This window comes from Pseudomonas sp. P7779 (assembly GCF_013386315.1).
Taxonomy (GTDB): domain Bacteria; phylum Pseudomonadota; class Gammaproteobacteria; order Pseudomonadales; family Pseudomonadaceae; genus Aquipseudomonas.
Genome location: NZ_JACARZ010000076.1, coordinates 1 through 26,909 on the forward strand (window position 1 = coordinate 1; position 26,909 = coordinate 26,909).

Consider the following 26,909-nt stretch of genomic DNA (forward strand, 5'->3'; position numbering starts at 1 on the left):
AGAATAAGCCACCCGAGCAGCCCCAACCCCAAGCCCCTCCCGAAACGCCAAATAATGCTTCAACACCTGCACCGGCGCCTCAATCTGCGGATAGTGCCCAATATTCGCCAGCAACACCGTATCCGCGTGCGGCACCAGCTCACGATAACGCTGAACCATATGCCCCCCGGAAATCGGATCAACCTCCCCATCGATCACCCGCAACGGCACCTCCCCCCGCTGCATGGCCGCCACCCATCGATCCCGCTGCCGCCGACGCTGAGGAATATACGCAATCAACTTGTGCAAAATCCGCGGCCCATCCTGGCTCTCGATCAAGCTCCAGAAATCATCCAGCGCACTCTCACTGGGCCGAGTCGCCGGCCCGAAAATCTGCCCAAAACTGTTAGCAAGGGCATTACGCCCAAACGCCCGCCCGATCATCCAACCCAATGGGCTCAGCAACAGCTTCTGCACCAACGCCGGACGATGCGTCTCCGGAAACAACCCACCGTTGAGAAACACACAACTGCCCATCCGAAACCGGCCTTCGTAATGCCGCGCCAACAACTCCTGCGCAACACTGTCACCGTAATCATGGGCCAGCACATGCACCGGCTGCTGCACCCAAAGATGCTCCAGCAACGCCTGTTGCAAGTCCGCCTGCTCCAGCAGGCAATAGGTGTGGTCCAGCGGCTTGGCCGAATCGCCAAACCCCAGCATGTCGCAGGTAATCACTTGATAGCGCTGGGCCAACGGCTGCCAGAGGTAATGCCAATCCCAACTGGCCGTGGGAAAACCATGGATCAGCAGCAACGGCTCGCCCTGCCCCGCCACCCAGTACCGAATGGTGCGGCCGCGAAACTCAAAGCTCTGGGCACGCTGGCGCCAGATGCGCAGCGGGATCTCGGCGAGTGGCATCAGCTTTTATACCCGGGGTCGAGTGCATCGAGTTTGCGCAGCAACGCCGGCCACGCCAGCGCGCCGCCCATGCCCTGAGCGCTTTTGGTGACCCCAGCGATCATCGCCCGGGCACCGGCCAATATCTGCGGCGCAATGCTGATCAGTTCAGCGCCACCGTTCTGCGCCATCACCTGGATATCGCAGGTGCGCTGGAAGATGAACATCATCAGGAACGTATCGGCGATGCTCCCACCACAAGTCAGCAAACCGTGGTTGTGCAGCATCAGGAAATTGTTTTCGCCAAGGTCGGCCTGCAAGCGGGCCTTTTCCTCGTGGTTCAGCGCGACACCTTCGTAGGCGTGATAGGCCAGGCTGGACAGCACAAACAGTGATTGCTGGCTGATGGGCAGCACGCCCTGCTTCTGCGCGGAGACGGCAATGCCGGAAGCGGTGTGGGTGTGCAGCACGCAGACCACATCGTGCCGCACTTCGTGCACCGCACTGTGAATGGTGTACCCGGCAGGGTTGACCTCGTAGGGACTGTCCATCAGCTTGTTGCCGGCCTGATCGACCTTCACCAGGCTCGACGCGGTGATCTCGTGGAACATCAGCCCGTAGGGGTTGATCAGGAAGTCTTCGGTGCCCGGCACCTTGGCCGAGATGTGGGTGAAAATCAGGTCGTCCCAACCATGCATCGCCACCAGGCGATAGCACGCGGCGAGGTCGACGCGGGCCTGCCATTCGGCCGCGCTGACCTGGTCTTTTACACTGTGTGTCGATTGAACAGTGGCTAGGCTCACGGCAATGACCTCCTTGGCGCGCTTATTATTGTTTTTTTGAGTGAAGAGGCAGTCTAGTCAGACCTCGAGGCCGCCGTAGTTGCATTGGCAGCCAGCTTGATGACCGAACGGGTCAGTCCTGAGGATAGTTCGATTTTGTTCTGCGCGTGTCAGAGAAGCGACGCCAATAAAGGCGCGGCGAACAGGTTGAGCAAGCCGGTCAGCACCATTACCAGGCCCGCCACGGAGCCTTCCTCACCGCCCACCTCATGAGCCCGGCTGACACCCGCGCCATGAGCGCCCACGCCAAACAATGCGCCACGGGCCAATGGCGTGCGCAACGGCAACCACTTGAGCAGTACGCCGCCGAGCATGGCGCCAAACACCCCGGTGAACATCACGAACACCGCCGTCAGTTCCGGCACGCCGCCCAGGTCGGAAGACACCGGCATGGCGAACGGGGTGGTGATCGAACGGGGCACCAACGACATCGTCACCAAGCTGTCGAGCGCCAAGGCTTTGGCCAGGCCATACGAAGTGGCGATGGACGCTGCGCTGCCCGCCACCATCCCCAGCAACAACGCTGACCAATGACGCATCAGCAACTGGCGCTGTTGCCAGATCGGAATGGCGAACGCCACGGTCACCGGGCCCAGCACCAGCATCAGCCAGTGGGTGTCGGTGGAGTATTCGGCATAGGCCGTCTTCATCGGCACGGCCACGGCCAGTAACAGCGCGGGCACCAGGATCAGCGGCGACAGCAGGTAACGCCCGGTGCGCCGGTAGATCCACCGGCTGAAGCCGTAGGCACCGAGGGTCAGCGCCAGCCAGAACATCGGCATCAGCTCAAGCTTCATGGCGCAGCTTCCAGCGGCAGACGAATTCCACGGTAAACGCAGTCACCAGCATCACCGACAAGGTGCTGAAGCCGATGACCAACATGATCCGCCAGCCGTCGTGCTTTACCAGGCCACCGTAGTCCAAAAGGCTCATCAAGGCAGGAATAAAGAACAGCAGCATCTCGGCCATCAGTACACCGGCGCCCAGTTGCAGAGCCGCCGGTTTTACCAGGCCGGTGGCGAAGGTCAGCAACAACAGGCCCAGGCCGACCACACCACCGGGAATAGGCCAGCTCAGCCAGGCGGCCAATTGGCAGCCCAGAAAATATATGGCCAGCAGGATGATCAGTTCAGTCAACAACCGACCGACGAATTTGAAGGTGAAACGTTTCATGAGCTTTGGGTCCTCGCAGGGCTCCCATTTTAAAGAGGCCCCTGGCATCCCCACAGCGAATTGTTAGACTGCAAGCTATTCCAAACTGGAATCATGTCGATGGAATTTAAACAACTGCGCAGTTTTGTCGAAGTGATACACCGCGGCGGCTTTACCCAGGCCGGCAAAACCCTGCACATCAGCCAATCCGCCGTCAGCAAGCAGGTGGCACAACTGGAGCAAAGCCTGGGCACGCCGCTGCTGGATCGCCTGGGTTCGCAGATTCGCCTGACGGCTGCCGGACAAGTGGTGCTGCAGCGGGCGGAGGCCATGCTGCGCCAGCAAACCGAATTGCTCAGTGAGCTGGATGACTTGAATCAGTTGACCCGTGGCGAGTTGCGCATGGGCTTGCCGCAGTTGGGCGGTGACACGTTGTTCGCCGGGCTGTTTGCCGAATACCGCCGCCGTTATCCGAACGTCACCATTCAATTGCTGGAAGGCGGCAGCCGCAATATCGAGCAGGCGATCTTGAGCGGAGAGCTGGAAGTGGGCGGCAGCCTGATGCCCAGCGACCCGGCATTCGCCTGGCAGGCATTCTGCGATGAACCGCTGGATGCCCTGCTGCCGATGGACCATCCATTGGCCGATAACGCGCAGATCCGCCTGGAGGAGTTGGCTGACACGCCGTTCCTGATGTATCAGCGCAGTTTTGTGTTGAACGACCGCCTGCTACAGGCCTGTCAGCAATTGGGCTTTACCCCGAAGGAAAGCGGGCGCAGTGGCCAGGCGGATTTTCTCGCCGCATTGGTGGCCGCCGGCCAAGGCGTGGTGCTGCTGCCCAGCGTAGTAGCCCGGGGCCTGATAAGGCCCGGCGTGGTGCGCCTGACGCTCAAGGCGCCGGAATACCTGCGCTGGGACATTGCCTTTATCTGGCGTGAGGGTGCCTACCTGTCGAAAGCCGCCCAGGCCTGGCTGGCGTTATTGCGCGAGTTCCCGGTCAACCGCGCAGTGCAGTGACCAACTCGGCCAGCCACGGCTCGGCGTCGGCTTCCGGGGTCACGCTTTCGCTGGCGTCCAGGCGCAGCATCGGCAGCACTTCGTGCACGCCCAACTCGGCAAACAGCTCGCGCATTTGCTCGCCGCCGCCGCAGAACGTGTCGCCATAGCTGGCGTCGCCCAGGCCGATCACCGCGCCGGGCAAGCCTCGCCAGGCGGCCGGCAGTTGGTCGCGAATGGTCGAGTAAAGCGGCTGCAGGTTGTCGGGCAGTTCGCCCATGCCAGTGGTGGACGTCACGGCCAGGAAGGCTTCCGGAGCAAAGCCCTGTACGTCGGCGAGGGTTGCCCGCGGGTTGTGCCAGGCGTCGAAGCCGGCAGCGTTGAGGATGCTTGCAGCATGACGGGCGACTTCTTCAGCCGTGCCGTACACCGAGCCGGAAAGGATGGCGACTTTCATCAATCTGATCCTGTAGCTGACTAAAAGCCTGGGATATTAACAGCTGGGGCCCATGGACAGGCTGCCGGCATGTCTTAAACTGCAAACTCCAACTACAAGCCATGGACCGCTCAATGATTAACGCCAAGCTGATGCAACTGGTGATCAACGCTTCCAACGACGGCATCGTTATCGCCGAGCGCGAAGGCAAGGACAAGCCACTGATTTATGTGAACCCGGCCTTCGAGCGCATGACTGGCTACACCCTCGACGAAATCCTCTATCAGGACTGCCGCTTCCTGCAATCGGGCGATCGTGACCAGCCGGGGCTGATGGCGATTCGCGAAGCCCTGGAGAGTGGCGGCGCCTGCCGGGAAATCCTGCGCAATTACCGCAAGGACGGCACGCATTTCTGGAACGAGCTGTCGTTATCGACGGTTTATAACCCGGCCGACAAGCAGACCTACTTTGTCGGTGTGCAGAAGGATGTGACCGTTCAGGTCAAGGCCCAGCAGCGTGTCGCGCAACTGGAAGCCCAGTTGGCTGACCTCAAGGCGGAGCTTGCGGCACTCAAGGCGACGAGCGGATCTAACAAAAACTAGAAAACGCGGTCTTTAAAGAGATAATGGCGTTTTAATACCTTTTTCTTGAGCAAGATCAATGCAACGCGACGCGCTTTTGACGCAGGACGAGCTGGATTTTATTCAGACCATGCACCATAACCCGCAACTCAATGTGCGGGACGCGTCGTCGAGCCTGACGGTCAATGGCGGTGCGCAGATTCGTGATCTGCTCACCCGCCTGGCCGCCCATGACCATGTCACCCTCCAGGCCCAATTCGACAACCAGCAAATGACGTTTCCGCTGCAATTGGTGGAAGACGAGTTTCATGCCGTGCATCTGCGGCTGGGTGTACCGAGTATTTTCGAAGACGGGCCGATGATCCGCCCGTGGCGCCTGGCGCTCGAAGAGCCGGTACCCCTGGAAAACATCAAGGGCCAGCCCGGTGCGCTGTGGGTGCATGAGGTGTCATTCAAGGGATTGCTGGTGGAAATTCGCGGGCGGATCAAGGCGCCAAGAACCTTTTCGCTGTGGTTCAGTCCGTCCGGGTACGAGCGCATTTCGGTGCGGGGCACGCTGGAACGGGAAACTGCCCGAGGATTGTTCGCCTACCGCCTGAGCCAGAACGATGTGGATGAGACCGAGCGCCTGCGCCAGTTTATCCTGCAGCAACATCGCCTGTTTCACCCAGAAGTCCACGCCTGAAGTCAGGTATCCAGGTTACCGCGCAGAAACTGCTGCAAGCGGCGCTGCATCAATCGCCCTTCGTTACCCAGGCAGCCAACGGATGAACCCGCCAGTTGTTCCTGCGCCAACTCCGCCGCATCGCCGGCCAGCAACAGCGGGCAATCCAGGGTCAGGGCCAGCCGTTCAAGGCGCCGAGGCAAGCCATTGGCCGGAGAGTGATTGGAGAACACCACAAGGGCTTGTGGCCTGGTTTTTTCACAGACAAGGGTCAATTCATCCATCGGCTGGCCCACAGCCAGAACCTTGACCGCCAACTCGTCACCGCTCATCAACAGGCCTGCGACCAACAACTCCAGCTCTCGGCACTCCCCCGCAATGGCCGCCAGCAATACCCGTGGCGCCGCTGAGGCACAGCCTATCTGCAGGCGTTTCCAGGTTCGGCTGCGCAGAAATCCATCAAAAAACAGCCATTCACTGGTTTGTCCAAACAACCCCTGATGTCGCAACAGTTGCTGCCAGAGGGGCATCAGGATGTCCTGGAACACCACCGCGACCGGGTAGGCAGCGAAAATCTGGCCATACAACCGGTCCAGTTGCCGGTCGTCGAAGGCACCGACGGCCGTTCGCAACTGCGCCTGCCATTGGGCCCATTCATGCTCTGCACCTGCCGGCGAAGCAGCCGCCGCTTCGACTTGATGATCGTCGCGCGCGAGGATCTTGCCGACCTTGCTCACGGCCACGCCACGCTCGATCCAGTCAAGAATGCGATGAACGGTCTCGATATCGGTGCGCGAATACAGGCGGTGCCCACTTTCGGTGCGAACCGGGTGGATCAGCCCGTAACGCCGTTCCCAGGCACGCAAGGTGACAGGGTTGATGCCTGTCAATCTCGCGACTTCGCGAATCGGAAACAGCTCATCGGAATCGGCAGGGTTGCCAAGGGCCATGTCGGGACGTGGAGCAGTCATTACAGACATCAGGGCATCAATATACTGTCAGGAACTTGGATCCCATTTAACGCCCATACAGCTGTCCGATTCAAGGTCTTCGACAAGCCGACCAATGTCGCTGGTGTATTTCTGCAAAACAGGAATAATCCTTGCCTGTTTTTTCAACGTGGCTGCTTACCCCGCAGCTTCGTTCGTGCGCCGCCTACCCGGCCCAGTGCACCTGATCCTTATGGAGATACACAATGTCTACCTCCCCCGTCACCCTGATGGTTGCGCGCCGCGTGGCCAAGGGTCGCTATGAAGAGTTGATGGCCTGGCTGCGCGAAGGCGAGCAATTGGCCACGGACTTCCCCGGTTACCTGGGTTCAGGCGTGCTTGCACCGCCGCCCAACGATGACGAGTTCCAGATTATTTTCCGCTTCGCCGACGAAAAAACCCTGCATGCGTGGGAGTTTTCCGCCTCCCGTGGTGCATGGCTCGGGCGTGGCAGTGAGCTGTTTGCTGCGCCGTCGGAGCATCGCGTACGCGGTATCGACGGCTGGTTTGGCGCCGCCGCCGCACGTCCGCCGCGCTGGAAGCAGGCCGTGGCCATCTGGCTGGCATTTTTCCCGGTGTCGCTGCTGTTCAACTTCGGCCTTGAGCCGCTGCTCAGCGAGTTGGGGTTGTTGAGCCGTGTGCTGGTCAGCACCCTCGCGCTCACGCCATTGATGGTTTACTTCTTTATTCCGTTGTCGACCCACCTGCTGGCCGGTTGGCTGCATCCGGCGCCAGCCCGGGTAAAGGCCACCGAAGCCGCTGCTTGAGTACAAGGGAGGCCGCTCGCTGGTATAGTTTTAGCCTGCCAGCGATTCGAGCCTCCCATGTCTTCAACACCCGCCCCGATCCTGATCACCGGTGCCGGCCAGCGCGTCGGCCTGCATTGCGCCCAGCGCCTGCTGGACGAAGGGCAGCCAGTGATTTTCAGCTACCGCAGCGAACGTCCCGGCGTGCAAGCCTTGCGCGAACGCGGTGCGATCGGTGTGTTTGCCGACTTCTCCAATGAGACCGGTATTCTCGCCTTCATCGACGAACTGAAGACGCACACCCAAAGCCTGCGGGCGATCATTCATAATGCCTCGGCCTGGGAAGCGGAAGCGCCCGGCGACGAGAGCCGCGCCTTTACCGACATGTTCAGCGTGCACATGCTTGCGCCGTACCTGATCAACCTGCATTGTGCTTACCTGCTCCAACGCTCCACGCCTGCGGATATCGTGCACATCAGCGATGACGTGACCCGCAAGGGCAGCCGCCAGCACATTGCCTACTGCGCCACCAAGGCCGGGCTCGACAGCCTGACCTTGTCGTTTGCCGCGCAGCTTGCACCGGATATCAAGGTGAACGGCATTGCCCCGGCAATGGTGATGTTCAACGAGGGCGACGACGCGGCTTACCGCGCCAAGGTCCTGGCCAAGGCGGCACTGGGCATCGAGCCCGGCCCCGAGGTGATTTACCAGAGCGTGCGCTACCTGCTGGATAACCCGTATGTCACCGGTACCACCCTGACCGTCAATGGCGGGCGGCATATCAAGTAAGCCGTTTGCGAGGATGTTGTATGACTTTGTCCCTGCCCCACCACTACCGCGAGATCCTCAAGGGCCTGGGTGAAGACCCCGAGCGCGAGGGTTTGCTCGACACGCCAAAGCGTGCCGCCAAGGCCATGCAGTACCTGTGTCACGGCTACGAGCAGAACCTGGAAGAAATCGTCAACGGTGCGCTGTTTGCCTCCGACAACGACGAGATGGTGATCCTCAAGGACATCGAGCTGTATTCGCTGTGCGAGCATCATCTGCTGCCCTTTATCGGCAAGGCCCATGTGGCCTATATTCCGACCGGCAAGGTGCTCGGCCTGTCGAAGCTGGCGCGTATCGTCGACATGTTCGCCCGTCGCCTGCAGATCCAGGAAAACCTCACGCGGGAAATCGCCGACGCCATCCAGACGGTGACCCAGGCCGCCGGCGTGGCGGTGGTGATCGAAGCCAGGCACATGTGCATGATGATGCGCGGTGTCGAAAAACAGAATTCAACCATGAACATCTCGGTGATGCTCGGCGCCTTCCGCGAGTCGAACACCACGCGCATGGAGTTCCTGCAACTGATTGGACGGAGCAAGTAGCAATGCCACAACTTCAGCCAGGCATGGCGCGCATCCGGGTCAAGGACCTGTGCCTGCGCACGTTTATCGGGATCAACGAGGATGAAATCCTCAACAAGCAGGATGTGTTGATCAACCTGACCATCCTGTATGCCGCCCAGGAAGCCGTGCGCGACAACGACATCGACCACGCGCTGAACTACCGCACCATCACCAAGGCGATCATCGCCCATGTGGAAGGCAATCGCTTTGCCCTGCTGGAGCGCCTGACCCAGGAGATCCTCGACCTGGTGATGAGCAATACATCGGTGCTGTACGCCGAAGTCGAAGTCGACAAACCCCATGCGTTGCGTTTTGCCGAATCGGTGTCGATCACCCTGGCGGCCAGTCGCTAACCCTTACCTTTGCAGTGAGCATCATGAACGATCAACAACGCCTCGAACTCGAAGCTGCCGCCTTCCGCCGGCTGGTGGCCCACCTGGACAGCCGCAAGGATGTTCAGAACATCGACCTGATGAACCTCTCGGGCTTCTGCCGCAACTGCTTGTCCAAGTGGTACAAGGCCGAGGCCGACGAGCGCCAGATCGAGCTGAGCCTCGATGACGCCCGTGAAGTGGTGTACGGCATGCCGTACGCCGAGTGGAAAGCCCAATACCAGCAAGAAGCCAGTGCCGAACAGCAAGCGGCATTCGCCAAAGGAAAACCCCATGACTGACCTGAACACCCTGCGCGCCAGCCTCAACAGTGGCAAACATGTTTTTGCCGATACCCTGGCCTTTGTAGCTGCCGGTTACGACTACCAGCCACAAGCGTTCACCAATGGCAGCGTGGAAAACGCGGCCGGGCAGAACGAAGGTTCGTGCAAGACCCTGGGCCTGGCGCTGCTGGAAGGCTTGAGCGACCATGAAGCGCTGTTGGCGTTTGGCGAGCATTACCGTTCGGTGCTGGCCACGCCTGAAGGCAGTGACCATGGCAACATTCGTGCGCTGATCGAGCATGGGTTGGCGGGTGTGAAGTTTGCCGCACAGCCACTGACCCGCAAATCCTGAGTCAGACATAGATCAAAATGTGGGAGCGGGCTTGCTCGCGAAAGCAGAGTGTCAGTCAATACATCGGGTGACTGACACACCGCTTTCGCGAGCAAGCCCGCTCCCACATTTGGACTGCGGTGATCATCAAATCCCGTGCATAAAAAAACCGGCCTCGCAGCCGGTTTTTTTGTTTCTACGGTTTAGAACGAAGCGTCCTTCAAACCGTCGAGGTAACGCTCGGCATCCAGTGCCGCCATGCAACCGGCGCCGGCGGAGGTGATCGCCTGGCGGTACACGTGGTCGGCCACGTCACCGGCAGCGAAGATACCTTCGATGTTGGTGGCAGTCGCATTGCCTTCACGGCCGCCCTGCACGATCAGGTAACCGTCTTTGGCATCCAGCACGCCTTCGAACAACGAGGTGTTCGGAGTGTGGCCGATGGCGATGAACACGCCGTCGACTTTCAGCTCGTCGAAGCTGCCGTCGTTGTTCTTCAGGCGAGCACCGGTCACGCCCATGTTGTCGCCCAGGACTTCATCCAGGGTGGCGTTGAGCTTGAGGATGATCTTGCCTTCGGCCACGCGGGCATGCAGCTTGTCGATCAGGATCTTCTCGGCGCGGAAGGTCTCGCGGCGGTGAACCAGGGTCACGGTGCTGGCGATGTTGGCCAGGTACAGCGCTTCTTCCACCGCGGTGTTGCCGCCACCGACCACAGCCACTGGCTTGTTGCGGTAGAAGAAACCGTCGCAGGTTGCGCAGGCGGAAACGCCCTTGCCCATGAACGCTTCTTCCGACGGCAGGCCCAGGTAACGAGCGCTGGCGCCGGTGGCGATGATCAGCGCGTCACAGGTGTACACGCCGCTGTCGCCGGTCAGGCTGTAAGGCTTCTTGGAGAAGTCGACCTTGTTGATGTGATCAAACACGATCTCGGTTTCGAAACGCTCGGCGTGCTCTTTCATGCGCTCCATCAGCACCGGGCCGGTCAGGCCGTGGACGTCGCCCGGCCAGTTGTCGACTTCAGTGGTGGTGGTCAACTGACCGCCCGCTTGCATGCCGGTGATCAGCAACGGCTTGAGGTTGGCCCGGGCAGCGTAGACGGCAGCGCTGTAACCGGCAGGGCCGGAACCGAGAATAATCACTCGCGAATGACGGGTATCAGACATGACTCACTCCTATCGACCGCCCGGACTACAGAACGGCTGGAATAAAAAAGGACCGCGAAGCACTTGGGGAAGGCTTGAACTCGCAGATCCTGAAAATAATGGGTGCAGCGTATAGAGGGAGGCAAGATTAAGGAAATACGGATTAACAATCCAGCTCATAGGTGGTCTCTATCCCATGCCCTCTATTAATCGACACCTTTGTTACCGTTAATGTCGCGATGCGGGCCGTGCTTTCCCGGTACTCCCAAAGCCGGTAAGGTCGGCGCGTTCGCCCCTATTGCCCGGAGTTATCCATGCCCGCCCCCGTTCTTTCAGGCCCACAGTACCTGCGCGAAGGTCTCAAACTGGTACTCAGCCCCGGCCTGCGGCTGTTTGTGCTGCTGCCGCTGGCAATCAACCTGATCCTGTTCGTCGGATTGATCTACTTCGCCGGCCATCAGTTCAGCCTGTGGGTCGACACGCTGATGCCGACCCTGCCGAGCTGGCTGAGCTTCCTCAATTACCTGCTGTGGCCTTTATTTGTGGTGCTGGTGGTGCTGATGGTGTTTTTCACCTTCACCATGCTCGCCAACATCATTGCCGCGCCGTTCAACGGCTTTCTGTCGGAAAAGGTCGAAGTGGTGGTGCGCGGCACCGATGATTTCCCGGCGTTCAGCTGGGGCGAACTGGCGGCCATGGTCCCGCGCACCCTGGCCCGGGAAATGCGCAAACTGGGTTACTTCCTGCCCCGGGCCATCGGCCTGTTTATCCTGTCGTTCATCCCGGTGGTCAATCTGGTGGCAGCACCGCTGTGGCTGCTGTTTGGTGTGTGGATGATGGCGATCCAGTACATCGACTACCCGGCGGACAACCACAAGCTGGGCTGGAACGAAATGCTCGCCTGGCTGCGCCAGAAGCGCTGGCAGAGCATGAGTTTTGGCGGCATCGTCTACCTGGTGCTGCTGGTGCCAGTGGTCAACCTGCTGATGATGCCGGCGGCGGTGGCCGGGGCGACGTTGTTCTGGGTGCGTGAGCAGGGCGCCGAGGCCATGGCCATTAAAAAGGCCTGAGCCGTCACAAATCCATCATCCAAAAGACACAATGACGACATGGCCCACGCCGACACTGTGGGTCATGACGACAGCTTCGCTCCACATCACCCTGATCACCGAAACCTTCCCGCCAGAGATCAACGGGGTGGCCAATACCCTCGGCCGCCTGTGTGACGGTTTGCGCGCGCGCGGGCATCAAGTCGAACTGGTTCGCCCGCGCCAGGGCAGCGACCAGAGCCGGCCCAGCGACGACGGCCTGATGCTCTGTCGCGGCTGGCCGCTGCCGGGCTACCCGGGGCTGCAATGGGGCCAGTCGTCGATGCACAAGCTGTTGCGGCGCTGGACCCGCCAGCGCCCGGATGTGTTGTATATCGCCACGGAAGGCCCGCTGGGTTTGTCGGCGCTGCGGGCGGCGCGGCGCCTGGGGATCAGCGTGGTGAGTGGCTTCCACACCAACTTCCAGCAGTATTCCAACCAGTACGGCCTGGGCATGCTGAGCCGGGTGCTGACCCACTATCTGCGCTGGTTCCATAACCGCTCGACCCTGACCCTGGTGCCCAGCGCCAGCCAGCGACTGGAGCTGGAGCGGCGCCATTTCGAGCGCCTGGGCATGCTCGCGCGCGGTGTCGACAGCCAGCTGTTTCACCCGGCCAAACGCGACCCAGCCCTGCGTGAGCAGTGGGGGCTGAGCGATGAAGACATCGCCGTGCTGCACGTCGGACGCCTGGCCCAGGAAAAAAATCTCGGGCTGCTCAAGCGCTGCTTCGACTCGCTGCAAACCACTTACCCACAGCGCCGGTTGAAACTGATCATTGTCGGCGATGGCCCCCAACGGACAATGCTTGAGAAATCGCTGCCTCAGGCAATTTTTTGCGGTACCCGACGCGATGAGGAGCTGGCTCGGCACTACGCCTCAGGGGATCTGTTCCTGTTCCCCAGCCTGACCGAAACCTTTGGCAATGTAGTGTTAGAGGCCATGGCCGCAGGGTTGGGGGTGGTGGCTTACGACCAGGCAGCTGCAACCCAGCATATTCGCCATGGTTACAACGGTGTGCTGGCGATGCCTGGGGACGAGGAGGCATTTTGTGATGCCGCCAACTGGTTGTTGGAGGAGCGTGAAAGTTTGCGCAGGGTCAGGCTCAATGCCCGACAACACGCCAGTCGCCAGGGCTGGCCGGCAATTATTGAGCAGTTTGAAAGCAAGTTACTGGATGTATGCAGGGGCATATCGAGTGTGTACAAAGTCAGCAGCAACACTATGAATGTCTAGTATTCGATGTAGATATTTTTGATCTGCCCAAGCGAACACCCTTGAATGACCAGTAGACAAGCCAACTCAGTGCTGCGTGAGGGGGAATGTTGCGAGTTGCAGTTGGGAACTAGTGCGCAGGTGAACGCCACAACATCAGTGGCGGTTGTTCAGGGTCATAGGAAGAACCAGCCATAAAGCCCAAATACTCTTAGATAAAATATGTGGAGTTCTCCCATGTCGATGCCACTCAACAGCATCCAGCCTTCGTCGTTCAGTCTGCCTCCTGCGCCTTCGGGCTTAGAGAACGGGGGTATTCGCGGCAAGCGGCCTGACGATCAACAAGCAGGCCTCCTTGCATTGCAGCAGCAGCAGAAGCAGCAGGAGCAGGAAAAAAACCAGCTGAAGTTTTAATACAACTCAAGGCAACTTGGCAAAAATGCCTGGAAACTGGTTCCAGGCATTTTTTGCAGCCACGCAGTTAAACGTGTGCGCGTCAAACGAGGGTCGTCAACGCCTCACGACTGAACGGCAGGATGTCGCCTTCACGGCCTTCGCGAACCTTCAGTGCCCAATCCGGATCCACCAGCAGCGCACGACCCACAGCGACCAGGTCGAACTCGTCGTTGTTCAGGCGCTCCAGCAGTTTTTCCAGGCTGGCGGGTTGCGCCACTTTATCGGTGTTGACCATGAACTGCAGGAACTCGCCGTCCAGGCCGACGCTGCCCACGGTGATGGTCGGCTTGCCGCTGAGCTTGCGGGTCCAGCCGGCCAGGTTCAGCTCGGAGCCTTCGAATTCCGGCTCCCAGAAACGGCGGGTGGAGCAGTGGAAAATATCCACGCCGGCGTCAGACAGCGGCTTGAGGAATTCACCCAAGGCTTCCGGGGTTTGCACCAGGCGCGCGGTGTAGTCCTGCTGCTTCCACTGGGAGAAACGCAGGATGATCGGGAAGTCCGGCCCCACGGCGGCGCGGACGGCCTGGATCAATTCGATGGCGAAACGCGAACGGTTGGCCAGGCTGCCGCCGTATTCGTCGGTGCGCTGGTTGGTGCCTTCCCAGAAGAACTGGTCCACCAGGTAGCCATGGGCGCCGTGGATTTCAACGCCGTCCATGCCGATGCTCTGGGCATCCTTGGCAGCCTGGGCGAACGCGGCGATCACGTCCTTGATGTCTTGCACGGTCATGCCGTGGACGACGACATTGCCGTCCTTGAGTTTTTCGGTGGGGCCGTAAGCCGGGACGCTGGCATCCGGCTCGGTGCCGATGCGCCGCACGCTGCCCACATGCCACAGTTGCGGAACGATCTTGCCGCCTTCGGCATGTACCGCGTCGACTACTTTCTTCCAGCCGGCCAGGGCGGCTTCACCGTAGAAGTGCGGGACGTTCGGGTAGCCGTTGGAAGCCGGGTGGCCGACCACGGTACCTTCGGTGATGATCAGGCCGACACCGGCGGCGGCGCGGCGGCGGTAGTACTCGATCACTTTGGAGTTGGGCACGCCACCCGGAGAAAAGGAACGGGTCATCGGCGCCATGACCACGCGACTCGGCAGTTGCAGTGCACCGAGCTGGAACGGTTTGAACAAAGCTTGGACAGGCATGGGAGCACTCCATCGGAAAGGAATTTATGATGTGGATAATATGGAGTGTGCAGCGTGTTGGATAGCACTATTGATTGGGGTGATTAAGGGGTAAAAGCGGGAGGGCATGGGGCTGCTTCGCAGCCCAGCGGGAGCAAGCTCCCTCGCCACAGCAAGCTCCCTTGCCATAGGAAACTCCCTGCCACAGGAAGCTCCCTTGCCACAGAAACTCACTCGAGAATGCTGAAAGTATCAGCTCAATGCTTTTTCGATCGCCTGAATAATGGAGGGGTCATCCGGCGGTGTACGCGGCGAGAAACGCGCCAGCACCCGGCCGTCCTTGCCCAACAGGAATTTCTCGAAGTTCCAGGTGATGTCCCCGGGAAATTCGGCGCCCTCGCCCGCCAGCAATCGATACAGCTGGTGGCGATCGTGGCCATTCACCTCAAGCTTGCTGCCCAGGGGAAAGGTCACGCCGTAGTTGAGGCTGCAGAATTCCTGGATTTCTTCTTCAGTACCCGGTTCCTGCCCGGCAAATTGATTGCACGGCAGCCCGAGTACGGTGAAACCCTGGTCTTTGTATTGCTGATAGAGGTTTTCCAGCGCGGCGTACTGTGGGGTCAACCCACATTTGGAGGCGACGTTGACCACCAGCACGACTTGCCCCTTGAAGGGCGCCAGAGGCAGCTCCTGACCATCCAGGGCTTTGAGTTTAAGGTCGTGGAAAGCACTCATGACGAACTCCAGATATCCCATGTTCTTCGTAACGGCCATTCGAGATTACAGCCGCCAAGTCGGCAAGAATAGCCGCCAAATGAAAAAGGCGCCCGAAGGCGCCTTTTTCCAACTGACAGAGCGTCGCTCAGTCAATTAATGGTGGTGACCACCTTCGCCGTGCACGTGGCCGTGGGCCACTTCTTCCTGGGAAGCGTCACGGATAGCGACGATCTTCACCTGGAAGTTCAGGCGCTGGCCAGCCAGCGGGTGGTTGCCGTCGACGGTCACGTCGTCGCCGTCCAGGTCACGGATGGTGACGATTTGCATCTGGCCGTCCGGAGCGGAAGCGTGGAACTGCATGCCCACTTCCAGCTCGTCGACACCTTCGAACATGCTGCGGCTCAGGGTGCTGACCAGTTCGGCAGCGTATTCGCCGTAGGCATCTTCAGGTTCTACGGCAACGGTCAGTTCGTCACCGACCTCTTTGCCTTCCAGGGCCTTTTCCAGGCCCGGGATGATGTTACCTGCACCTTGCAGGTAGACCAGCGGCGCGCCGCCGGCAGAACTGTCGATGACCTCACCAGCGTCGTTGGTCAGGGTATAGTCAATGGAGACAGCCTTATTGGCGGCGATCGGCATGGGGCGAGACCTTTTGCAGAAGAATGAAGAACGGACAAGTCTAAACAAGGATTTGCCCGAAAGCGAACACAACCCGGACGGACGGGGTCGAACAACTGACCCGACGGTCGTCGGATTTCACCAGGACGAAGACCGGCACTGGGTCGTCGAGCTTTCCTGCGGCCACACCCAGCACCTGCGCCACCAGCCACCCTGGCAATCCCGGGCCTGGGTCACGGACCCGGCGCAACGCCTTGAAAAAATAGACAAGCCCTTTACGTGCGGCTGGTGTGCGCAAGGCTCAGATAAAGATAACCTTGGCACCTGATTCCCGGTAGGCAGCCAGCCATAGGCCGCCACCGAAGCCATGCACCTCCAGAGAATTCGCATGCAGACTTTTTTTATCGCGCCCACCGATTTTGGTGTGGGTCTGACCTCCATCAGCCTTGGGCTGGTGCGCACCCTTGAACGGGCCGGGCTGAAAGTCGGCTTCTTCAAACCGATTGCCCAACCGCACCCCGGCGACACCGGCCCCGAGCGCTCTACCGAGCTGGTGGCCCGCACCCACGGCCTGAAACCGCCCCAGCCTCTGGGCCTGGCCCATGTCGAACGGATGCTCGGCGACGGCCAGCTCGACGAGCTGCTGGAAGAAATCATCACCCTTTACCAGCAAGCCGCCGTGGGCAAGGACGTGCTGATCGTCGAAGGCATGGTGCCGACCCGCAGTGCCAGCTATGCGGCCCGGGTCAACCTGCACCTGGCCAAGAGCCTGGACGCCGAGGTGATCCTGGTCTCGGCCCCGGAAAACGAAGTGCTGACCGAACTCTCCGGCCGCGTGGAATTGCAGGCCCAGCTGTTCGGCGGCCCGAAAGACCCAAAAGTGCTGGGCGTGATCCTCAACAAAGTGCGCACCGACGAAAGCATGGAGGCGTTCTCGGCACGGCTCAAAGAACATTCGCCGTTGTTGCGCAGCGGCGATTTCCGCCTGTTGGGCTGCATCCCCTACCAACCGGAACTCAACGCCCCGCGCACCCGCGACGTGGCCGACCTGATGGGCGCGCAGATCCTCAATGCCGGTGATTACGAAACCCGGCGCATGACCAAGATCATCATCTGCGCCCGTACCATGCGCAACACCGTGGAGCTGCTCAAGCCCGGCGTATTGGTGGTGACACCCGGCGACCGCGACGACATCATCCTCGCCGTCAGCCTGGCCGCCATCAACGGCGTGCCGCTGGCCGGCCTGTTGCTGACCAGCGACACCCTGCCCGACCCACGGATCATGGACCTGTGCCGTGGCGCGTTCCAGGCCGGGCTGCCGGTGTTGTCGGTGAGCACCGGCTCGTATGACACCGCCAACCAGCTCAACAGCCTGAACAAGGAAATCCCGATTGATGACCGCGAACGTGCGGAGATCATCACCGACTTCGTCGCCAGCCACCTCGACGCCCGCTGGCTGCACCAACGCTGCGGCACGCCGCGGGAGATGCGCCTGTCGCCGGCGGTGTTCCGTTATCAACTGATCCAGCGCGCCCAGGCGGCCAACAAGCGCATCGTGTTGCCCGAAGGCAGCGAGCCGCTGACCGTGCAGGCCGCCGCCATCTGCCAGGCACGCGGGATCGCCCGTTGCGTACTGCTGGCCAAGCCGGCCGACGTGGAAGCCGTAGCCCGCGCCCATGGCATCGAGCTGCCCGAAGGCCTGGAGATTCTCGACCCCGACCTGATTCGCCAGCGCTACGTGGAGCCGATGGTGGCCCTGCGCAAAACCAAAAGCCTCAACGCGCCGATGGCCGAGCAGCAACTGGAAGACACCGTGGTGATCGCCACCATGATGCTCGCCCTGGATGAAGTGGACGGCCTGGTCTCCGGCGTCATCCACTCCACTGCCAATACCATTCGCCCGGCCTTGCAACTGATCAAGACCGCGCCGGGCTGCACCCTGGTCTCGTCGGTGTTTTTCATGCTGTTCCCCGAGCAAGTGCTGGTATACGGCGACTGCGTGATGAACCCGCACCCCAGCGCGGCGGAGCTGGCGGAAATCGCCCTGCAAAGCGCCGACTCGGCCGCCGCATTCGGTATCACGCCACGGGTGGCGATGATCAGTTACTCCAGCGGTGATTCGGCCACGGGCGAGGAGGTCGAGAAGGTCCGCGAAGCCACCCTGCTCGCCCACGAAGCCCAAAGCTCGCTGCTGATCGACGGCCCGTTGCAGTACGACGCCGCCGCCAACGAAAGCGTGGCCCGGCAACTGGCGCCCAACAGCCTGGTGGCGGGCAAGGCCACGGTGTTCGTGTTCCCGGATCTCAACACCGGCAACACCACCCACAAGGCCGTGCAGCGCAGTGCCGATTGCGTCAGCCTGGGCCCAATGCTGCAAGGCCTGCGCAAACCGGTGAACGACCTGCCCCGCGGGGCGCAGGTGGACGACATCGTGTACACGATCGCATTGACCGCGATTCAAGCCGCCAACCGACCTATGGATGTCTAAATGCTGGATTTTCTACCTGCCGCCGTGCGCGGGGTGATCGCCTCGCTGTTGCTGGCGTTGAATACGATTTTGCTGTGCTCGTTCCTGTTTATCGTGGCGCTGTTCAAGGCGCTGCCGTTTGCCAAGCGCTTCAGTGAATGGCTGATGAACCAGACCCACGAGGCCTGGATCAGCAACAACAAGGCCTGGATGAACCTGGTGCGACGCACCCGCTGGCACCTGAAAGGCCTGGAAGGCCTGGACTATGAACACTCATATCTGGTGACCAGCAACCACCAGAGCTGGGTCGATATCATGGTGCTGCAATACGTGCTCAACCGGCGCATTCGCCCGCTGAAGTTCTTCCTCAAGCAGGAGCTGATCTGGGTCCCGGTGATTGGTTTGGCGTGGTGGACACTGGGCTTCCCGTTCATGAAGCGCTACACCAAGGCGTACCTGGAAAAGCACCCGGAGAAGAAAGGCAAGGACCTGGAAACCACCCGCAAGACCTGCGCGAAGTTTCGCCACAACCCGGTGGGCATTTTCAACTTTGCCGAAGGCACGCGGTTTACCCCGGGCAAGCATGCACAGCAACAGTCACCGTTTCGCTACCTGCTCAAGCCCAAGGCCGGCGGCATTGCCTTTGTGCTGGATGCCATGGGTGAACAGCTGAAGTCGCTGGTGAACGTGACCATTCACTATCCTGGTGGGCGCCCCGGTTATTGGGATTTGCTGTGCGGGAATGTGAAGGACGTTGTCGTACAGTTTGAAGAGGTGCAGATTCCGGCCGAGTTTATCGGCAAGAATTATGAGCAGGATGGGGAGTATCGGTTGGCGTTCCAGGGCTGGATCAACCGGTTGTGGGAAGAGAAGGATGTGTTGCTCGCCAAATTGCACACAGATTATCCCGCCAGTCACTGATCAAAATGTGGGAGCGGGCTTGCTCGCGAATGCGGTGTGCCAGCCTATACATGTGGCGGCAGACACTCTGCTTTCGCGAGCAAGCCCGCTCCCACATTTGACCGAGTTGTTTCCAAGGCCCCATAAAAAAAGCCCGCCAACATGGCGGGCTTTTTTGCGCGCGTGAAGCTTAGATCGCGCCGCGCTGGCGCAGCAGGTCCAGCACTTGCTTGACGCTGTCTTCCAGCGACAACGCCTGGGTGTCGATCACAAGGTCCGCATTCAACGGCACGTCATACGGGAAGGACTCACCCGGGATGTTATCGCCGCCCGCCGCGTACAAACCTTGCGGATCACGCTCGGCACACACCAGCGGCGAAGCCTGCACGTACACGGTCAGCAAACGATCACCGCCGATCAGCGCCTTGGCCTGTTCACGCCCTTCAGCATCCGGGGCAACAAACGCCGCCAACGTCAGCAAGCCGGCTTCGTTGAACTGACGCGCCACGTGCGCGGCACGACGCCAGTTCTCGGTACGCCCGGCACGGTCCTGCGGCAAGCCCTTGTTCAGGTCGTGGCGCAGGTTCTGGCCGTCCAGCACAAACACCGCACGGCCCATGTCGAACAGCTTGCGTTCAACCGCGTAGGCCAGGGTGCTTTTGCCGGCGCCCGACAAGCCGCTGAACAACACGGTCGCCGGTTGCTGGCCGAAGCGCTGGGCGCGCTCTTCGGTGGCCACGTGAGCCAGTTTGCCGTGCTGCGCCGCGCTGCCATGGGTCACCGGCGGCGCGATGATCATGCCCGCAGCCACGGTGCCGTTGGTCAAACGGTCGATGACGATGAACGAACCGGTGGTGCGGTTGCTCGCGTAACCGTCCAGGGCGATGACCGTGTCGAGGCTGACCTTGACCCGGCCGATCTCGTTCAACTGCAAGGCGCTCGCCGGGCCTTCTTCCAGGGTGTTCACATCCACGCGATGCACAATGCTGGTGATGGAACCCGGCACGTAGCTGGTGGCGCGCTTGATGTCATATTTCTTGCCCGGCAGCATCGGTTCTTCAGCCATCCACACCAGCATGGCGTCGAAAGCGTCGGTCACTTGCGGCACGTTGTCGGCATGCACCAGCAGGTCGCCACGGGAGATGTCGATTTCGTCTTCCATGGTCAGGGTCACGGCCTGGCCGGGACCTGCGTTTTCCAGTTCACCTTCAAAGGTGACGATGGATTTGACGCGGCTGCTCTTGCCCGACGGCAGCACCACAACTTCGTCGCCCTTGTGCACGATGCCGCTGGCCAGGGTGCCGGCAAAACCACGGAAGTTCAGGTTCGGACGGTTGACGTACTGCACCGGGAAACGCAGGTCGGTGTAGTTGCGGTCGTTGGCGATCTCGACGGTCTCGAGGATCTCCATCAGCGACTGCCCGGTGTACCAGGGCGAACGCTCGCTCTTGTTCACCACGTTGTCGCCCTTGAGGGCCGACATCGGCACGAAGGCCAGGGTGCTCGGCTTGAACGCGATACCGTCGGCAAACTTCAGGTAATCAGCCTTGATCGACTCGAATACGCTTTGGTCAAAGCCATTGATGTCCATCTTGTTGACGGCCACCACGATGTGCTTGATGCCCAGCAACGAGGCGATGAAGCTGTGGCGACGGGTCTGGGTCTGCACGCCGTAGCGGGCGTCGATCAGGATGATCGCCAGGTCACAGGTGGAGGCACCGGTGGCCATGTTGCGGGTGTACTGCTCATGGCCGGGGGTGTCGGCGATGATGAATTTGCGCTTGGCGGTGGAGAAGTAGCGGTAGGCAACGTCGATGGTGATGCCCTGCTCACGCTCGGCCTGCAGGCCGTCGACCAGCAACGCCAGGTCGATGTCGTCACCGGTGGTGCCGGATTTCTTCGAATCGCGGGTGATGGCTTCCAGGTGATCCTCGTAGATCATCTTGGAGTCGTGCAGCAGGCGCCCGATCAGGGTGCTCTTGCCGTCGTCGACGTTGCCACAGGTCAGGAAGCGCAACATTTCCTTGCGCTCGTGCTGGCCCAGGTAGGCGAGGATGTCCTCGCTGATCAAATCAGATTGATGCGACATGACAGCCCCTTAGAAATAGCCTTGACGTTTTTTATCTTCCATCGAGCCTGCACCATCGTGGTCGATGACACGGCCCTGGCGCTCGGAAGTTCGCGTCAGGAGCATTTCCTGAATGATGTCCGTCAGCGTCTCGGCTTCGGACTCCACCGCGCCCGTCAACGGGTAGCAGCCAAGGGTACGGAAACGTACTTTCTTTTTGACGATTCGGGCTTTGTCTTCGTCGGACAGGTGCTCGAGGATGCGGTCGTCGTCGATCATGATCAACGTGCCGTTCTTCTCGATCACTTCGCGTTCGGCGGCGAAGTACAGCGGGACGATCGGGATGCCTTCCAGGTAGATGTACTGCCAGATATCCAGCTCGGTCCAGTTGGACAGCGGGAACACACGGATCGACTCGCCTTTGTTGACGTTGCCGTTGTAGACGTTCCACAGCTCCGGGCGCTGGTTTTTCGGGTCCCAGCGGTGCTTGCTGTCGCGGAACGAGTACACGCGCTCTTTGGCACGGGATTTCTCTTCATCGCGACGGGCACCGCCGAATGCAGCGTCGAAACCATACTTGTCGAGCGCCTGTTTCAGGCCCTCGGTCTTCATGATGTCGGTGTGCTTGGCGCTGCCGTGGGTGAACGGGTTGATGCCCTGCGCCACACCGTCCGGGTTGACGTGAGTGATCAACTCAAGACCAAGCTCTTCGACCATCTTGTCGCGGAACTTGTACATCTCCTGGAATTTCCAGCGGGTGTCGACGTGCATCACCGGAAACGGCAGCTTGCCCGGAAAAAAGGCCTTGCGTGCCAGGTGCAGCATCACGGCGGAGTCTTTACCGATCGAGTAGAGCATCACCGGGTTATCGAACTCGGCGGCGACCTCGCGGATGATGTGGATGCTTTCCGCCTCCAGCTGTTTCAGATGCGTCAGTTTGTCGACCATGGTTACTCACGGAAAAACGATCTTATGGACGGCCAGCGGGCCGTGTTCGAGCGGGGCATGCTAGCACAGCGCCTGATTCTATTGAGGGGGCTGGCTAGATCGAAACGGTATATCAATATACCGCTGGGTTTGGCTCGACTCGATCAAATGTGGGAGCGGGCTTGCTCGCGAATGCGGTGTGTCAGTCAATGCATATGGCGACTGATGCACCGCATTCGCGAGCAAGCCCGCTCCCACATGTATCCGGTGGTGTTCGTTAGATCGGGTTTGGGCAGTCGATGAAGAGGTGTTCGAGGGCGAAGCGCCGTGCGAGGTAATCGCCCAAGGCTTGCACGCCGTAACGCTCGGTGGCGTGGTGCCCGGCCGCGATAAAGCTGATGTCGTTTTCCCGGGCGCTGTGGAAGGTCTGCTCCGAGGCTTCGCCGCTCAGGTACAGGTCAACCCCGGCGAGCACCGCCTGGTCGATATAGCCCTGGCCACCACCGGTGCACCAGCCCACGCGGCGGATCATCTCGCTGCCTTCGATCAGCAGCGGCTCGCGGCCCATGGCTTCCTGCACGCGGCGGGCAAAATCACGGGGCGACGCCGGCTCAGCCAGGGAACCCACCAGGCCGACGACCTTGAGGTTGTCCGGGTCCAGCGGGCCTTCGACGGTGATGTCCAGTTGCCGGGCCAGTTGCACGTTGTTGCCGACCTCAGGGTGCAGGTCCAGCGGCAAGTGATAGGCCAGCAGGCTGATGTCGTGCTTGAGCAGGGTTTTCAGGCGGCGCTGCTTCATGCCGGTGATGCACGGGCTTTCGCCTTTCCAGAAATAACCGTGGTGCACCAGCACCAGGTCGGCCTGGGCTTCGACCGCCGCGTCCAGCAATGCCTGGCTGGCGGTCACGCCGCTGACGATGCGCAGCACTTGCGGTCGGCCCTCGACCTGCAGGCCGTTGGGGCAGTAATCGGCGATTTTGGCACTATTAAGGTAGCGGTCCGCTTCCTCGACTAAGGTGCTCAGGGCAACGGCCATAAAAGACTCCTAAATATCCCGTTCAGAGGCGCTCACGGCCTCGTATAATGCGCGACATTATGGGCGCTCTCCCGCCCCCTGCAACCTGTCAGGATTTTTCTTCATGCTCAAGGCACTGCGTTTTTTTGGATGGCCATTGTTGGCTGGCGTGCTGATCGCGATGCTGATTATTCAGCGTTATCCACAACTGGTCGGCCTGCCGACCCTTGATGTCAACCTGCAACAGGCACCGCAAACCAGCGCGGTGGTACAAGGCCCGGTGACTTACGCCGATGCAGTGGTGATCGCCGCCCCCGCCGTGGTCAACCTGTACACCACCAAGGTCATCAACAAACCGGCGCACCCGCTGTTTGAAGACCCACAGTTTCGTCGCTATTTCGGCGACAACTCGCCCAAGCAGCGGCGCATGGAATCCAGCCTCGGCTCCGGCGTGATCATGAGCCCGGAAGGCTACATCCTCACCAACAACCACGTGACCACCGGCGCCGACCAGATTGTGGTGGCCCTGCGTGATGGCCGGGAAACCCTGGCCCGCGTGGTCGGCAGCGACCCGGAAACCGACCTCGCGGTGCTGAAAATCGATTTGAAAGGCCTGCCCTCGATCACCATCGGGCGCTCCGAAGGGCTGCGCGTAGGTGACGTGGCGCTGGCCATCGGCAACCCGTTCGGCGTCGGCCAGACCGTGACCATGGGCATCATCAGCGCCACCGGGCGTAACCAGTTGGGCCTCAACAGCTATGAAGACTTCATCCAGACCGACGCGGCGATCAACCCGGGCAACTCCGGCGGCGCGCTGGTGGATGCCAACGGCAACCTGACCGGCATCAACACCGCGATCTTCTCCAAGTCCGGCGGCTCCCAGGGCATCGGTTTCGCGATTCCGGTGAAGCTGGCCACTGAAGTGATGAAGTCGATCATCGAGCATGGCCAGGTGATTCGTGGCTGGCTGGGGATTGAAGTCCAGCCGCTGACCAAGGAACTGGCCGAGTCGTTTGGCCTGACCGGACGCCCTGGCATCGTGGTCGCCGGGATCTTCCGCGACGGCCCGGCGCAGAAAGCCGGCCTGCAACTGGGGGATGTGATCCTCAGCATCGACGGCGAGCCGGCCGGGGATGGTCGCAAGTCGATGAACCAGGTGGCGCGGATCAAACCCACCGACAAGGTGGCGATCCAGGTGATGCGCAATGGCAAGGAAATCAAGCTGTCGGCGGAAATTGGCCTGCGTCCGCCGCCTGCACCGGTGAAAGAAGAGGAATAACGGCTTCGGGAGCCCGTTCGCGGGCTCCTGTTACCTAATATTTCAAAAGAAATTCATTCTCATTAGTCATGTTATATTGTTTCAATATCGCTATTGGAACGCTCTATCATGCCGTCTCGAAGATTTGCCCGGCTGGCGGGAATCGCCCTGGGTTTGCTGGTGGACCCGGCCTACGCCGAAGACACCGCCCCCGTTGAACTGGAAGCCACCCGCATCACCAGCGAGGCGTACGAATCAGCCACCGGCCCGGTCAAGGGCTATCGCGCCACCCGCTCCGCCAGCGCCACAAAAACCGACACCGCCTTGCGGGATATCCCACAGTCCATCAGCGTGATTCCCGCTTCGGTACTCAACGACCTGGGCAGCACCAACGTCGAGCGTGCCCTTGAGTTTGCCGGCGGCGTGTCCAAACAGAACAACTTCGGCGGCCTGACGCTCTACGAATACAGCGTTCGCGGCTTCACCACGTCAGAGTTTTACGTGGACGGTTTCAGCGCCAACCGCGGTTACCCGAGCACGCCGGACGCGGCGAATATCGAGCGCATCGAGGTGCTCAAAGGCCCCGCCGCCAGCCTGTATGGCCGTGGTGACCCAGGCGGCACGGTGAATATCGTCAGCAAAAAGCCGCAGCCCGATGCCTTCACCACACTGCAGACCAGCGCCGGCAGTTGGGACCGCTACCGCACCGCGCTGGACGTGAACACGCCGCTGGACAGCGAGGGCAACCTGTTATCGCGGGTCAACCTGGCGGTGGAAGACAACCACAGCTTTCGCAACCACGTTGAAGCCAGGCGGGTCTTCGTCGCGCCCTCCATCAGTTGGCAACTTGACCCGGACACCCGCCTGCTGGTGGAAAGTGAATTCGTGCGTCACCGCTCCACTTTCGACCGCGGCATCGTCGCGCCCAACAACCGCTGGAGCGGCGTCTCCCGCTCGACCTTTCTCGGCGAGCCCGACGACGGCGATATCCGCAACCACAACAACCGCCTGCAAGCCAGCCTCGAGCATCACCTCAACGATGCCTGGCAACTGCGCCTGGCCAGCCATTACAAACAAGGCAGCCTGTGGGGCAACGCCTCGGAAAACCGCGCGCTGGATGCCGATGGCCACACCCTCAGCCGCCGCTACCGCGAGCGCTCCACCGGTTGGCATGACAGCATCACCCAGCTCGAGCTGCGCGGTCGGTTCGACATCGGCAGTTGGCAGCACGAATTGCTGATCGGCACCGAGTACGAGGACTACCGCAAGAAAGAACGGGTGACCGCCATCGCCGGCGGCGATTACGCCATCGACATCTATGACCCGGTCTATGGCCAGCCCAAACCGAACGGCAAGCGCTCCGGCACTGACTTTTTCCAACAGGTGAAAAGCCAGGCGCTGAACCTGCAGGACCAGATCATCTTCACCGACCGCCTGCGCGGGATGATCGGCGCGCGGTTCGAACACTTCGAGCAGCGCACCGACGACTTCAGCCGCAACCATGCCAAAAGCCGGCAGACCCACGACGCCCTGACCCAACGCGCCGGCTTGCTCTACCAACTGACGCCTGAAGTGGGCCTGTTCGCCAACGCCTCCACCTCGTTCAAACCCAACAATGGCCTGGACGCCGGCGGCAAATCCTTCAAGCCGGAAGAAGGCGTGGGGTATGAAATCGGGATCAAGAGCGAGCTGTTCGACGACCGCCTGAGCACCACCCTCGCCGCCTTCCATATCGAGAAAGAAAATGTCCTGGCCCTGGACCCGGCTACCGACACACAGCGCGCCATGGGCAAGGCCCGCAGCCAGGGTTTTGACCTGCAACTGACCGGCCAGGTGACTGACGCCGTACGGGTGATCGGCGCCTTTGCCTACATCGACGCCGAAGTGACCAAAGGCGACAAAGCCATCCCCACTGGCAGCCGGATTCTCGGCGTAGCCAAACGCAGCGCCAGCTTGCTCGGAGTGTATGAATTCCAGGACGGCTTGCTGCGCGGCTCCGACCTCGGCGCGGCCTTTACCTACGTCGGCGACCGCTCCGGCGAAGCCGGCAAAAGCTTTGAATTACCGGCCTACCACACCGTCGATTTGCTGGCCCATTACAAGGCCAGCGACAACGTCACCGTGGGCCTGAACCTCAACAACCTGTTCGATGAAAAGTACTACGAGCGCTCCTACAGCAACTACTGGGTCAATCCCGGCGAGCCGCGCAACTTCACCGTCAGCCTGACCCTCAACCTGTAAAAGGACGTCTC

General features: G+C 60.7%; 30 protein-coding genes. 17 read left to right on the forward strand and 13 right to left on the reverse strand.

The window, feature by feature from the left end; all coding sequences use genetic code 11:
• The 4 genes from HX869_RS21800 to HX869_RS21815 form a co-directional block, all read right to left on the reverse strand.
• The coding region (locus HX869_RS21800; protein ID WP_178903632.1) for an alpha/beta fold hydrolase at positions 1-900 on the reverse strand (900 nt) is incomplete at its 3' end.
• The gene (locus HX869_RS21805) at positions 900-1,682 is read right to left on the reverse strand and encodes a class II aldolase/adducin family protein (RefSeq protein WP_003208491.1); all 783 of its coding nucleotides are present in this window, start codon (positions 1,680-1,682) and stop codon (positions 900-902) included. The genes HX869_RS21805 and HX869_RS21800, both read right to left, overlap by 1 nt.
• Positions 1,683-1,831: 149 nt before the next feature.
• Positions 1,832-2,518 carry an LrgB family protein gene (locus HX869_RS21810; protein ID WP_178903633.1) on the reverse strand — a complete coding sequence of 229 codons (687 nt, stop codon included), beginning with the start codon at positions 2,516-2,518 and terminating at the stop codon, positions 1,832-1,834.
• The gene (locus tag HX869_RS21815; RefSeq protein WP_178903634.1) at positions 2,508-2,894 is read right to left on the reverse strand and encodes a CidA/LrgA family protein; all 387 of its coding nucleotides are present in this window, start codon (positions 2,892-2,894) and stop codon (positions 2,508-2,510) included. The genes HX869_RS21810 and HX869_RS21815 overlap by 11 nt, the downstream gene beginning before the upstream one ends.
• 99 nt (positions 2,895-2,993) lie before the next feature.
• On the opposite strand from HX869_RS21815, the gene HX869_RS21820 reads away from it, so the two are divergent.
• Complete coding sequence (locus HX869_RS21820) at positions 2,994-3,890, forward strand: LysR substrate-binding domain-containing protein (protein WP_177039601.1); 897 nt, start codon at positions 2,994-2,996, stop codon at positions 3,888-3,890.
• On the opposite strand, the gene HX869_RS21825 is transcribed toward HX869_RS21820, so the two are convergent.
• Entirely contained in the window at positions 3,871-4,326 is a 456-nt protein-coding gene (locus tag HX869_RS21825; protein WP_003208486.1) for a flavodoxin, read from the reverse strand. The two genes, HX869_RS21820 and HX869_RS21825, sit on opposite strands and share 20 nt — an antisense overlap.
• A gap of 113 nt (positions 4,327-4,439) precedes the next feature.
• Between HX869_RS21825 and HX869_RS21830 the strand changes: the two genes are divergently transcribed.
• Complete coding sequence (locus tag HX869_RS21830; RefSeq protein WP_003208484.1) at positions 4,440-4,907, forward strand: PAS domain-containing protein; 468 nt, start codon at positions 4,440-4,442, stop codon at positions 4,905-4,907.
• 58 nt (positions 4,908-4,965) lie between these two features.
• On the forward strand, positions 4,966-5,571 hold the full coding sequence (locus HX869_RS21835; protein WP_003208483.1) for a hypothetical protein: 606 nt from the start codon (positions 4,966-4,968) through the stop codon (positions 5,569-5,571).
• Positions 5,572-5,573: 2 nt separating this feature from the next.
• Here HX869_RS21835 and HX869_RS21840 read toward each other — a convergent pair whose 3' ends face one another.
• Positions 5,574-6,530, reverse strand: a complete 957-nt coding sequence (locus HX869_RS21840; RefSeq protein WP_371858909.1) for a MerR family transcriptional regulator — start codon at positions 6,528-6,530, stop codon at positions 5,574-5,576.
• Between the two features lie 215 nt (positions 6,531-6,745).
• On the opposite strand from HX869_RS21840, the gene HX869_RS21845 reads away from it, so the two are divergent.
• Genes HX869_RS21845 through HX869_RS21870 form a run of 6 tightly spaced genes read left to right on the forward strand, consistent with a single transcriptional unit; the run spans position 6,746 to position 9,683 of the window.
• A complete protein-coding gene (locus HX869_RS21845; protein WP_008432309.1) occupies positions 6,746-7,306 on the forward strand; it encodes an antibiotic biosynthesis monooxygenase in 561 nt (186 codons plus the stop codon).
• Positions 7,307-7,363: 57 nt separating this feature from the next.
• Complete coding sequence (folM, locus tag HX869_RS21850; RefSeq protein ID WP_008432306.1) at positions 7,364-8,074, forward strand: dihydromonapterin reductase; 711 nt, start codon at positions 7,364-7,366, stop codon at positions 8,072-8,074.
• Positions 8,075-8,094: 20 nt separating this feature from the next.
• On the forward strand, positions 8,095-8,655 hold the full coding sequence (folE, locus tag HX869_RS21855; RefSeq protein WP_178903635.1) for a GTP cyclohydrolase I FolE: 561 nt from the start codon (positions 8,095-8,097) through the stop codon (positions 8,653-8,655).
• A gap of 2 nt (positions 8,656-8,657) precedes the next feature.
• A complete protein-coding gene (folX, locus tag HX869_RS21860) occupies positions 8,658-9,029 on the forward strand; it encodes a dihydroneopterin triphosphate 2'-epimerase (protein WP_003208474.1) in 372 nt (123 codons plus the stop codon).
• Positions 9,030-9,052: 23 nt separating this feature from the next.
• A complete protein-coding gene (locus HX869_RS21865) occupies positions 9,053-9,349 on the forward strand; it encodes a DUF1244 domain-containing protein (RefSeq protein WP_003208473.1) in 297 nt (98 codons plus the stop codon).
• Complete coding sequence (locus tag HX869_RS21870; RefSeq protein ID WP_102606071.1) at positions 9,342-9,683, forward strand: HopJ type III effector protein; 342 nt, start codon at positions 9,342-9,344, stop codon at positions 9,681-9,683. The genes HX869_RS21865 and HX869_RS21870 overlap by 8 nt, the downstream gene beginning before the upstream one ends.
• A 182-nt stretch (positions 9,684-9,865) precedes the next feature.
• Here HX869_RS21870 and trxB read toward each other — a convergent pair whose 3' ends face one another.
• A complete protein-coding gene (gene trxB / locus HX869_RS21875; RefSeq protein ID WP_003208470.1) occupies positions 9,866-10,828 on the reverse strand; it encodes a thioredoxin-disulfide reductase in 963 nt (320 codons plus the stop codon).
• A 293-nt stretch (positions 10,829-11,121) separates the two neighbouring features.
• Between trxB and cysZ the strand changes: the two genes are divergently transcribed.
• The 3 genes from cysZ to HX869_RS21890 all read left to right on the forward strand — a co-directional run bounded on the left by cysZ (position 11,122) and on the right by HX869_RS21890 (position 13,522).
• A complete protein-coding gene (cysZ, locus tag HX869_RS21880) occupies positions 11,122-11,877 on the forward strand; it encodes a sulfate transporter CysZ (RefSeq protein WP_003208468.1) in 756 nt (251 codons plus the stop codon).
• A gap of 64 nt (positions 11,878-11,941) precedes the next feature.
• Positions 11,942-13,129: a glycosyltransferase family 1 protein gene (locus HX869_RS21885; RefSeq protein WP_102368138.1), complete on the forward strand. Its 1,188-nt coding sequence runs from the start codon at positions 11,942-11,944 to the stop codon at positions 13,127-13,129.
• 216 nt (positions 13,130-13,345) lie between these two features.
• The gene (locus tag HX869_RS21890; protein WP_177010042.1) at positions 13,346-13,522 is read left to right on the forward strand and encodes a hypothetical protein; all 177 of its coding nucleotides are present in this window, start codon (positions 13,346-13,348) and stop codon (positions 13,520-13,522) included.
• Positions 13,523-13,604: 82 nt separating this feature from the next.
• Here HX869_RS21890 and HX869_RS21895 read toward each other — a convergent pair whose 3' ends face one another.
• From HX869_RS21895 to HX869_RS21905, 3 genes are all read right to left on the reverse strand, one after another.
• A complete protein-coding gene (locus HX869_RS21895; protein WP_178903636.1) occupies positions 13,605-14,708 on the reverse strand; it encodes an NADH:flavin oxidoreductase in 1,104 nt (367 codons plus the stop codon).
• A 231-nt stretch (positions 14,709-14,939) separates the two neighbouring features.
• Positions 14,940-15,422: a glutathione peroxidase gene (locus HX869_RS21900; RefSeq protein ID WP_003208462.1), complete on the reverse strand. Its 483-nt coding sequence runs from the start codon at positions 15,420-15,422 to the stop codon at positions 14,940-14,942.
• 135 nt (positions 15,423-15,557) lie between these two features.
• On the reverse strand, positions 15,558-16,043 hold the full coding sequence (locus HX869_RS21905) for a peptidylprolyl isomerase (protein WP_003208457.1): 486 nt from the start codon (positions 16,041-16,043) through the stop codon (positions 15,558-15,560).
• Here HX869_RS21905 and HX869_RS21910 point away from each other — a divergent pair.
• From HX869_RS21910 to HX869_RS21920, 3 genes are read left to right on the forward strand one after another with little or no spacing between them, the layout of a single operon-like run.
• Positions 16,012-16,350 (forward strand): DUF3565 domain-containing protein, encoded by a 339-nt coding sequence (locus HX869_RS21910; protein WP_003208456.1) that lies wholly within the window; start codon positions 16,012-16,014, stop codon positions 16,348-16,350. The two genes, HX869_RS21905 and HX869_RS21910, sit on opposite strands and share 32 nt — an antisense overlap.
• A gap of 60 nt (positions 16,351-16,410) precedes the next feature.
• Positions 16,411-18,510 carry a phosphate acetyltransferase gene (pta, locus tag HX869_RS21915; protein WP_003208454.1) on the forward strand — a complete coding sequence of 700 codons (2,100 nt, stop codon included), beginning with the start codon at positions 16,411-16,413 and terminating at the stop codon, positions 18,508-18,510.
• Entirely contained in the window at positions 18,511-19,410 is a 900-nt protein-coding gene (locus HX869_RS21920) for an acyltransferase (protein ID WP_003208452.1), read from the forward strand.
• Between the two features lie 169 nt (positions 19,411-19,579).
• Here HX869_RS21920 and cysN read toward each other — a convergent pair whose 3' ends face one another.
• The 3 genes from cysN to HX869_RS21935 form a co-directional block, all read right to left on the reverse strand.
• On the reverse strand, positions 19,580-21,478 hold the full coding sequence (gene cysN, locus HX869_RS21925; protein ID WP_003208449.1) for a sulfate adenylyltransferase subunit CysN: 1,899 nt from the start codon (positions 21,476-21,478) through the stop codon (positions 19,580-19,582).
• Positions 21,479-21,487: 9 nt separating this feature from the next.
• Entirely contained in the window at positions 21,488-22,405 is a 918-nt protein-coding gene (gene cysD / locus HX869_RS21930; protein ID WP_003208447.1) for a sulfate adenylyltransferase subunit CysD, read from the reverse strand.
• A 256-nt stretch (positions 22,406-22,661) separates the two neighbouring features.
• Positions 22,662-23,420 (reverse strand): Nif3-like dinuclear metal center hexameric protein, encoded by a 759-nt coding sequence (locus tag HX869_RS21935; RefSeq protein WP_003208444.1) that lies wholly within the window; start codon positions 23,418-23,420, stop codon positions 22,662-22,664.
• A 103-nt stretch (positions 23,421-23,523) separates the two neighbouring features.
• Between HX869_RS21935 and algW the strand changes: the two genes are divergently transcribed.
• Positions 23,524-24,678 carry a Do family serine endopeptidase AlgW gene (algW, locus tag HX869_RS21940; RefSeq protein ID WP_003208442.1) on the forward strand — a complete coding sequence of 385 codons (1,155 nt, stop codon included), beginning with the start codon at positions 23,524-23,526 and terminating at the stop codon, positions 24,676-24,678.
• A 108-nt stretch (positions 24,679-24,786) separates the two neighbouring features.
• A complete protein-coding gene (locus HX869_RS21945) occupies positions 24,787-26,898 on the forward strand; it encodes a TonB-dependent siderophore receptor (protein WP_178903637.1) in 2,112 nt (703 codons plus the stop codon).
• Positions 26,899-26,909: the final 11 nt, after the last annotated feature.

Coding starts and splice junctions, on each gene's coding strand:
- HX869_RS21810 (WP_178903633.1), bottom strand. CDS start 2,518: ATGAAGCTTGAGCTGATGCCGATGTTCTGGCTGGCGCTGACCCTCGGT.
- HX869_RS21815 (WP_178903634.1), bottom strand. CDS start 2,894: ATGAAACGTTTCACCTTCAAATTCGTCGGTCGGTTGTTGACTGAACTG.
- HX869_RS21820 (WP_177039601.1), top strand. CDS start 2,994: ATGGAATTTAAACAACTGCGCAGTTTTGTCGAAGTGATACACCGCGGC.
- HX869_RS21825 (WP_003208486.1), bottom strand. CDS start 4,326: ATGAAAGTCGCCATCCTTTCCGGCTCGGTGTACGGCACGGCTGAAGAA.
- HX869_RS21830 (WP_003208484.1), top strand. CDS start 4,440: ATGATTAACGCCAAGCTGATGCAACTGGTGATCAACGCTTCCAACGAC.
- HX869_RS21835 (WP_003208483.1), top strand. CDS start 4,966: ATGCAACGCGACGCGCTTTTGACGCAGGACGAGCTGGATTTTATTCAG.
- HX869_RS21840 (WP_371858909.1), bottom strand. CDS start 6,530: ATGTCTGTAATGACTGCTCCACGTCCCGACATGGCCCTTGGCAACCCT.
- HX869_RS21845 (WP_008432309.1), top strand. CDS start 6,746: ATGTCTACCTCCCCCGTCACCCTGATGGTTGCGCGCCGCGTGGCCAAG.
- folM (WP_008432306.1), top strand. CDS start 7,364: ATGTCTTCAACACCCGCCCCGATCCTGATCACCGGTGCCGGCCAGCGC.
- folE (WP_178903635.1), top strand. CDS start 8,095: ATGACTTTGTCCCTGCCCCACCACTACCGCGAGATCCTCAAGGGCCTG.
- folX (WP_003208474.1), top strand. CDS start 8,658: ATGCCACAACTTCAGCCAGGCATGGCGCGCATCCGGGTCAAGGACCTG.
- HX869_RS21865 (WP_003208473.1), top strand. CDS start 9,053: ATGAACGATCAACAACGCCTCGAACTCGAAGCTGCCGCCTTCCGCCGG.
- HX869_RS21870 (WP_102606071.1), top strand. CDS start 9,342: ATGACTGACCTGAACACCCTGCGCGCCAGCCTCAACAGTGGCAAACAT.
- trxB (WP_003208470.1), bottom strand. CDS start 10,828: ATGTCTGATACCCGTCATTCGCGAGTGATTATTCTCGGTTCCGGCCCT.
- cysZ (WP_003208468.1), top strand. CDS start 11,122: ATGCCCGCCCCCGTTCTTTCAGGCCCACAGTACCTGCGCGAAGGTCTC.
- HX869_RS21885 (WP_102368138.1), top strand. CDS start 11,942: ATGACGACAGCTTCGCTCCACATCACCCTGATCACCGAAACCTTCCCG.
- HX869_RS21890 (WP_177010042.1), top strand. CDS start 13,346: ATGTCGATGCCACTCAACAGCATCCAGCCTTCGTCGTTCAGTCTGCCT.
- HX869_RS21895 (WP_178903636.1), bottom strand. CDS start 14,708: ATGCCTGTCCAAGCTTTGTTCAAACCGTTCCAGCTCGGTGCACTGCAA.
- HX869_RS21900 (WP_003208462.1), bottom strand. CDS start 15,422: ATGAGTGCTTTCCACGACCTTAAACTCAAAGCCCTGGATGGTCAGGAG.
- HX869_RS21910 (WP_003208456.1), top strand. CDS start 16,012: ATGGAGACAGCCTTATTGGCGGCGATCGGCATGGGGCGAGACCTTTTG.
- HX869_RS21905 (WP_003208457.1), bottom strand. CDS start 16,043: ATGCCGATCGCCGCCAATAAGGCTGTCTCCATTGACTATACCCTGACC.
- pta (WP_003208454.1), top strand. CDS start 16,411: ATGCAGACTTTTTTTATCGCGCCCACCGATTTTGGTGTGGGTCTGACC.
- HX869_RS21920 (WP_003208452.1), top strand. CDS start 18,511: ATGCTGGATTTTCTACCTGCCGCCGTGCGCGGGGTGATCGCCTCGCTG.
- cysN (WP_003208449.1), bottom strand. CDS start 21,478: ATGTCGCATCAATCTGATTTGATCAGCGAGGACATCCTCGCCTACCTG.
- cysD (WP_003208447.1), bottom strand. CDS start 22,405: ATGGTCGACAAACTGACGCATCTGAAACAGCTGGAGGCGGAAAGCATC.
- HX869_RS21935 (WP_003208444.1), bottom strand. CDS start 23,420: ATGGCCGTTGCCCTGAGCACCTTAGTCGAGGAAGCGGACCGCTACCTT.
- algW (WP_003208442.1), top strand. CDS start 23,524: ATGCTCAAGGCACTGCGTTTTTTTGGATGGCCATTGTTGGCTGGCGTG.
- HX869_RS21945 (WP_178903637.1), top strand. CDS start 24,787: ATGCCGTCTCGAAGATTTGCCCGGCTGGCGGGAATCGCCCTGGGTTTG.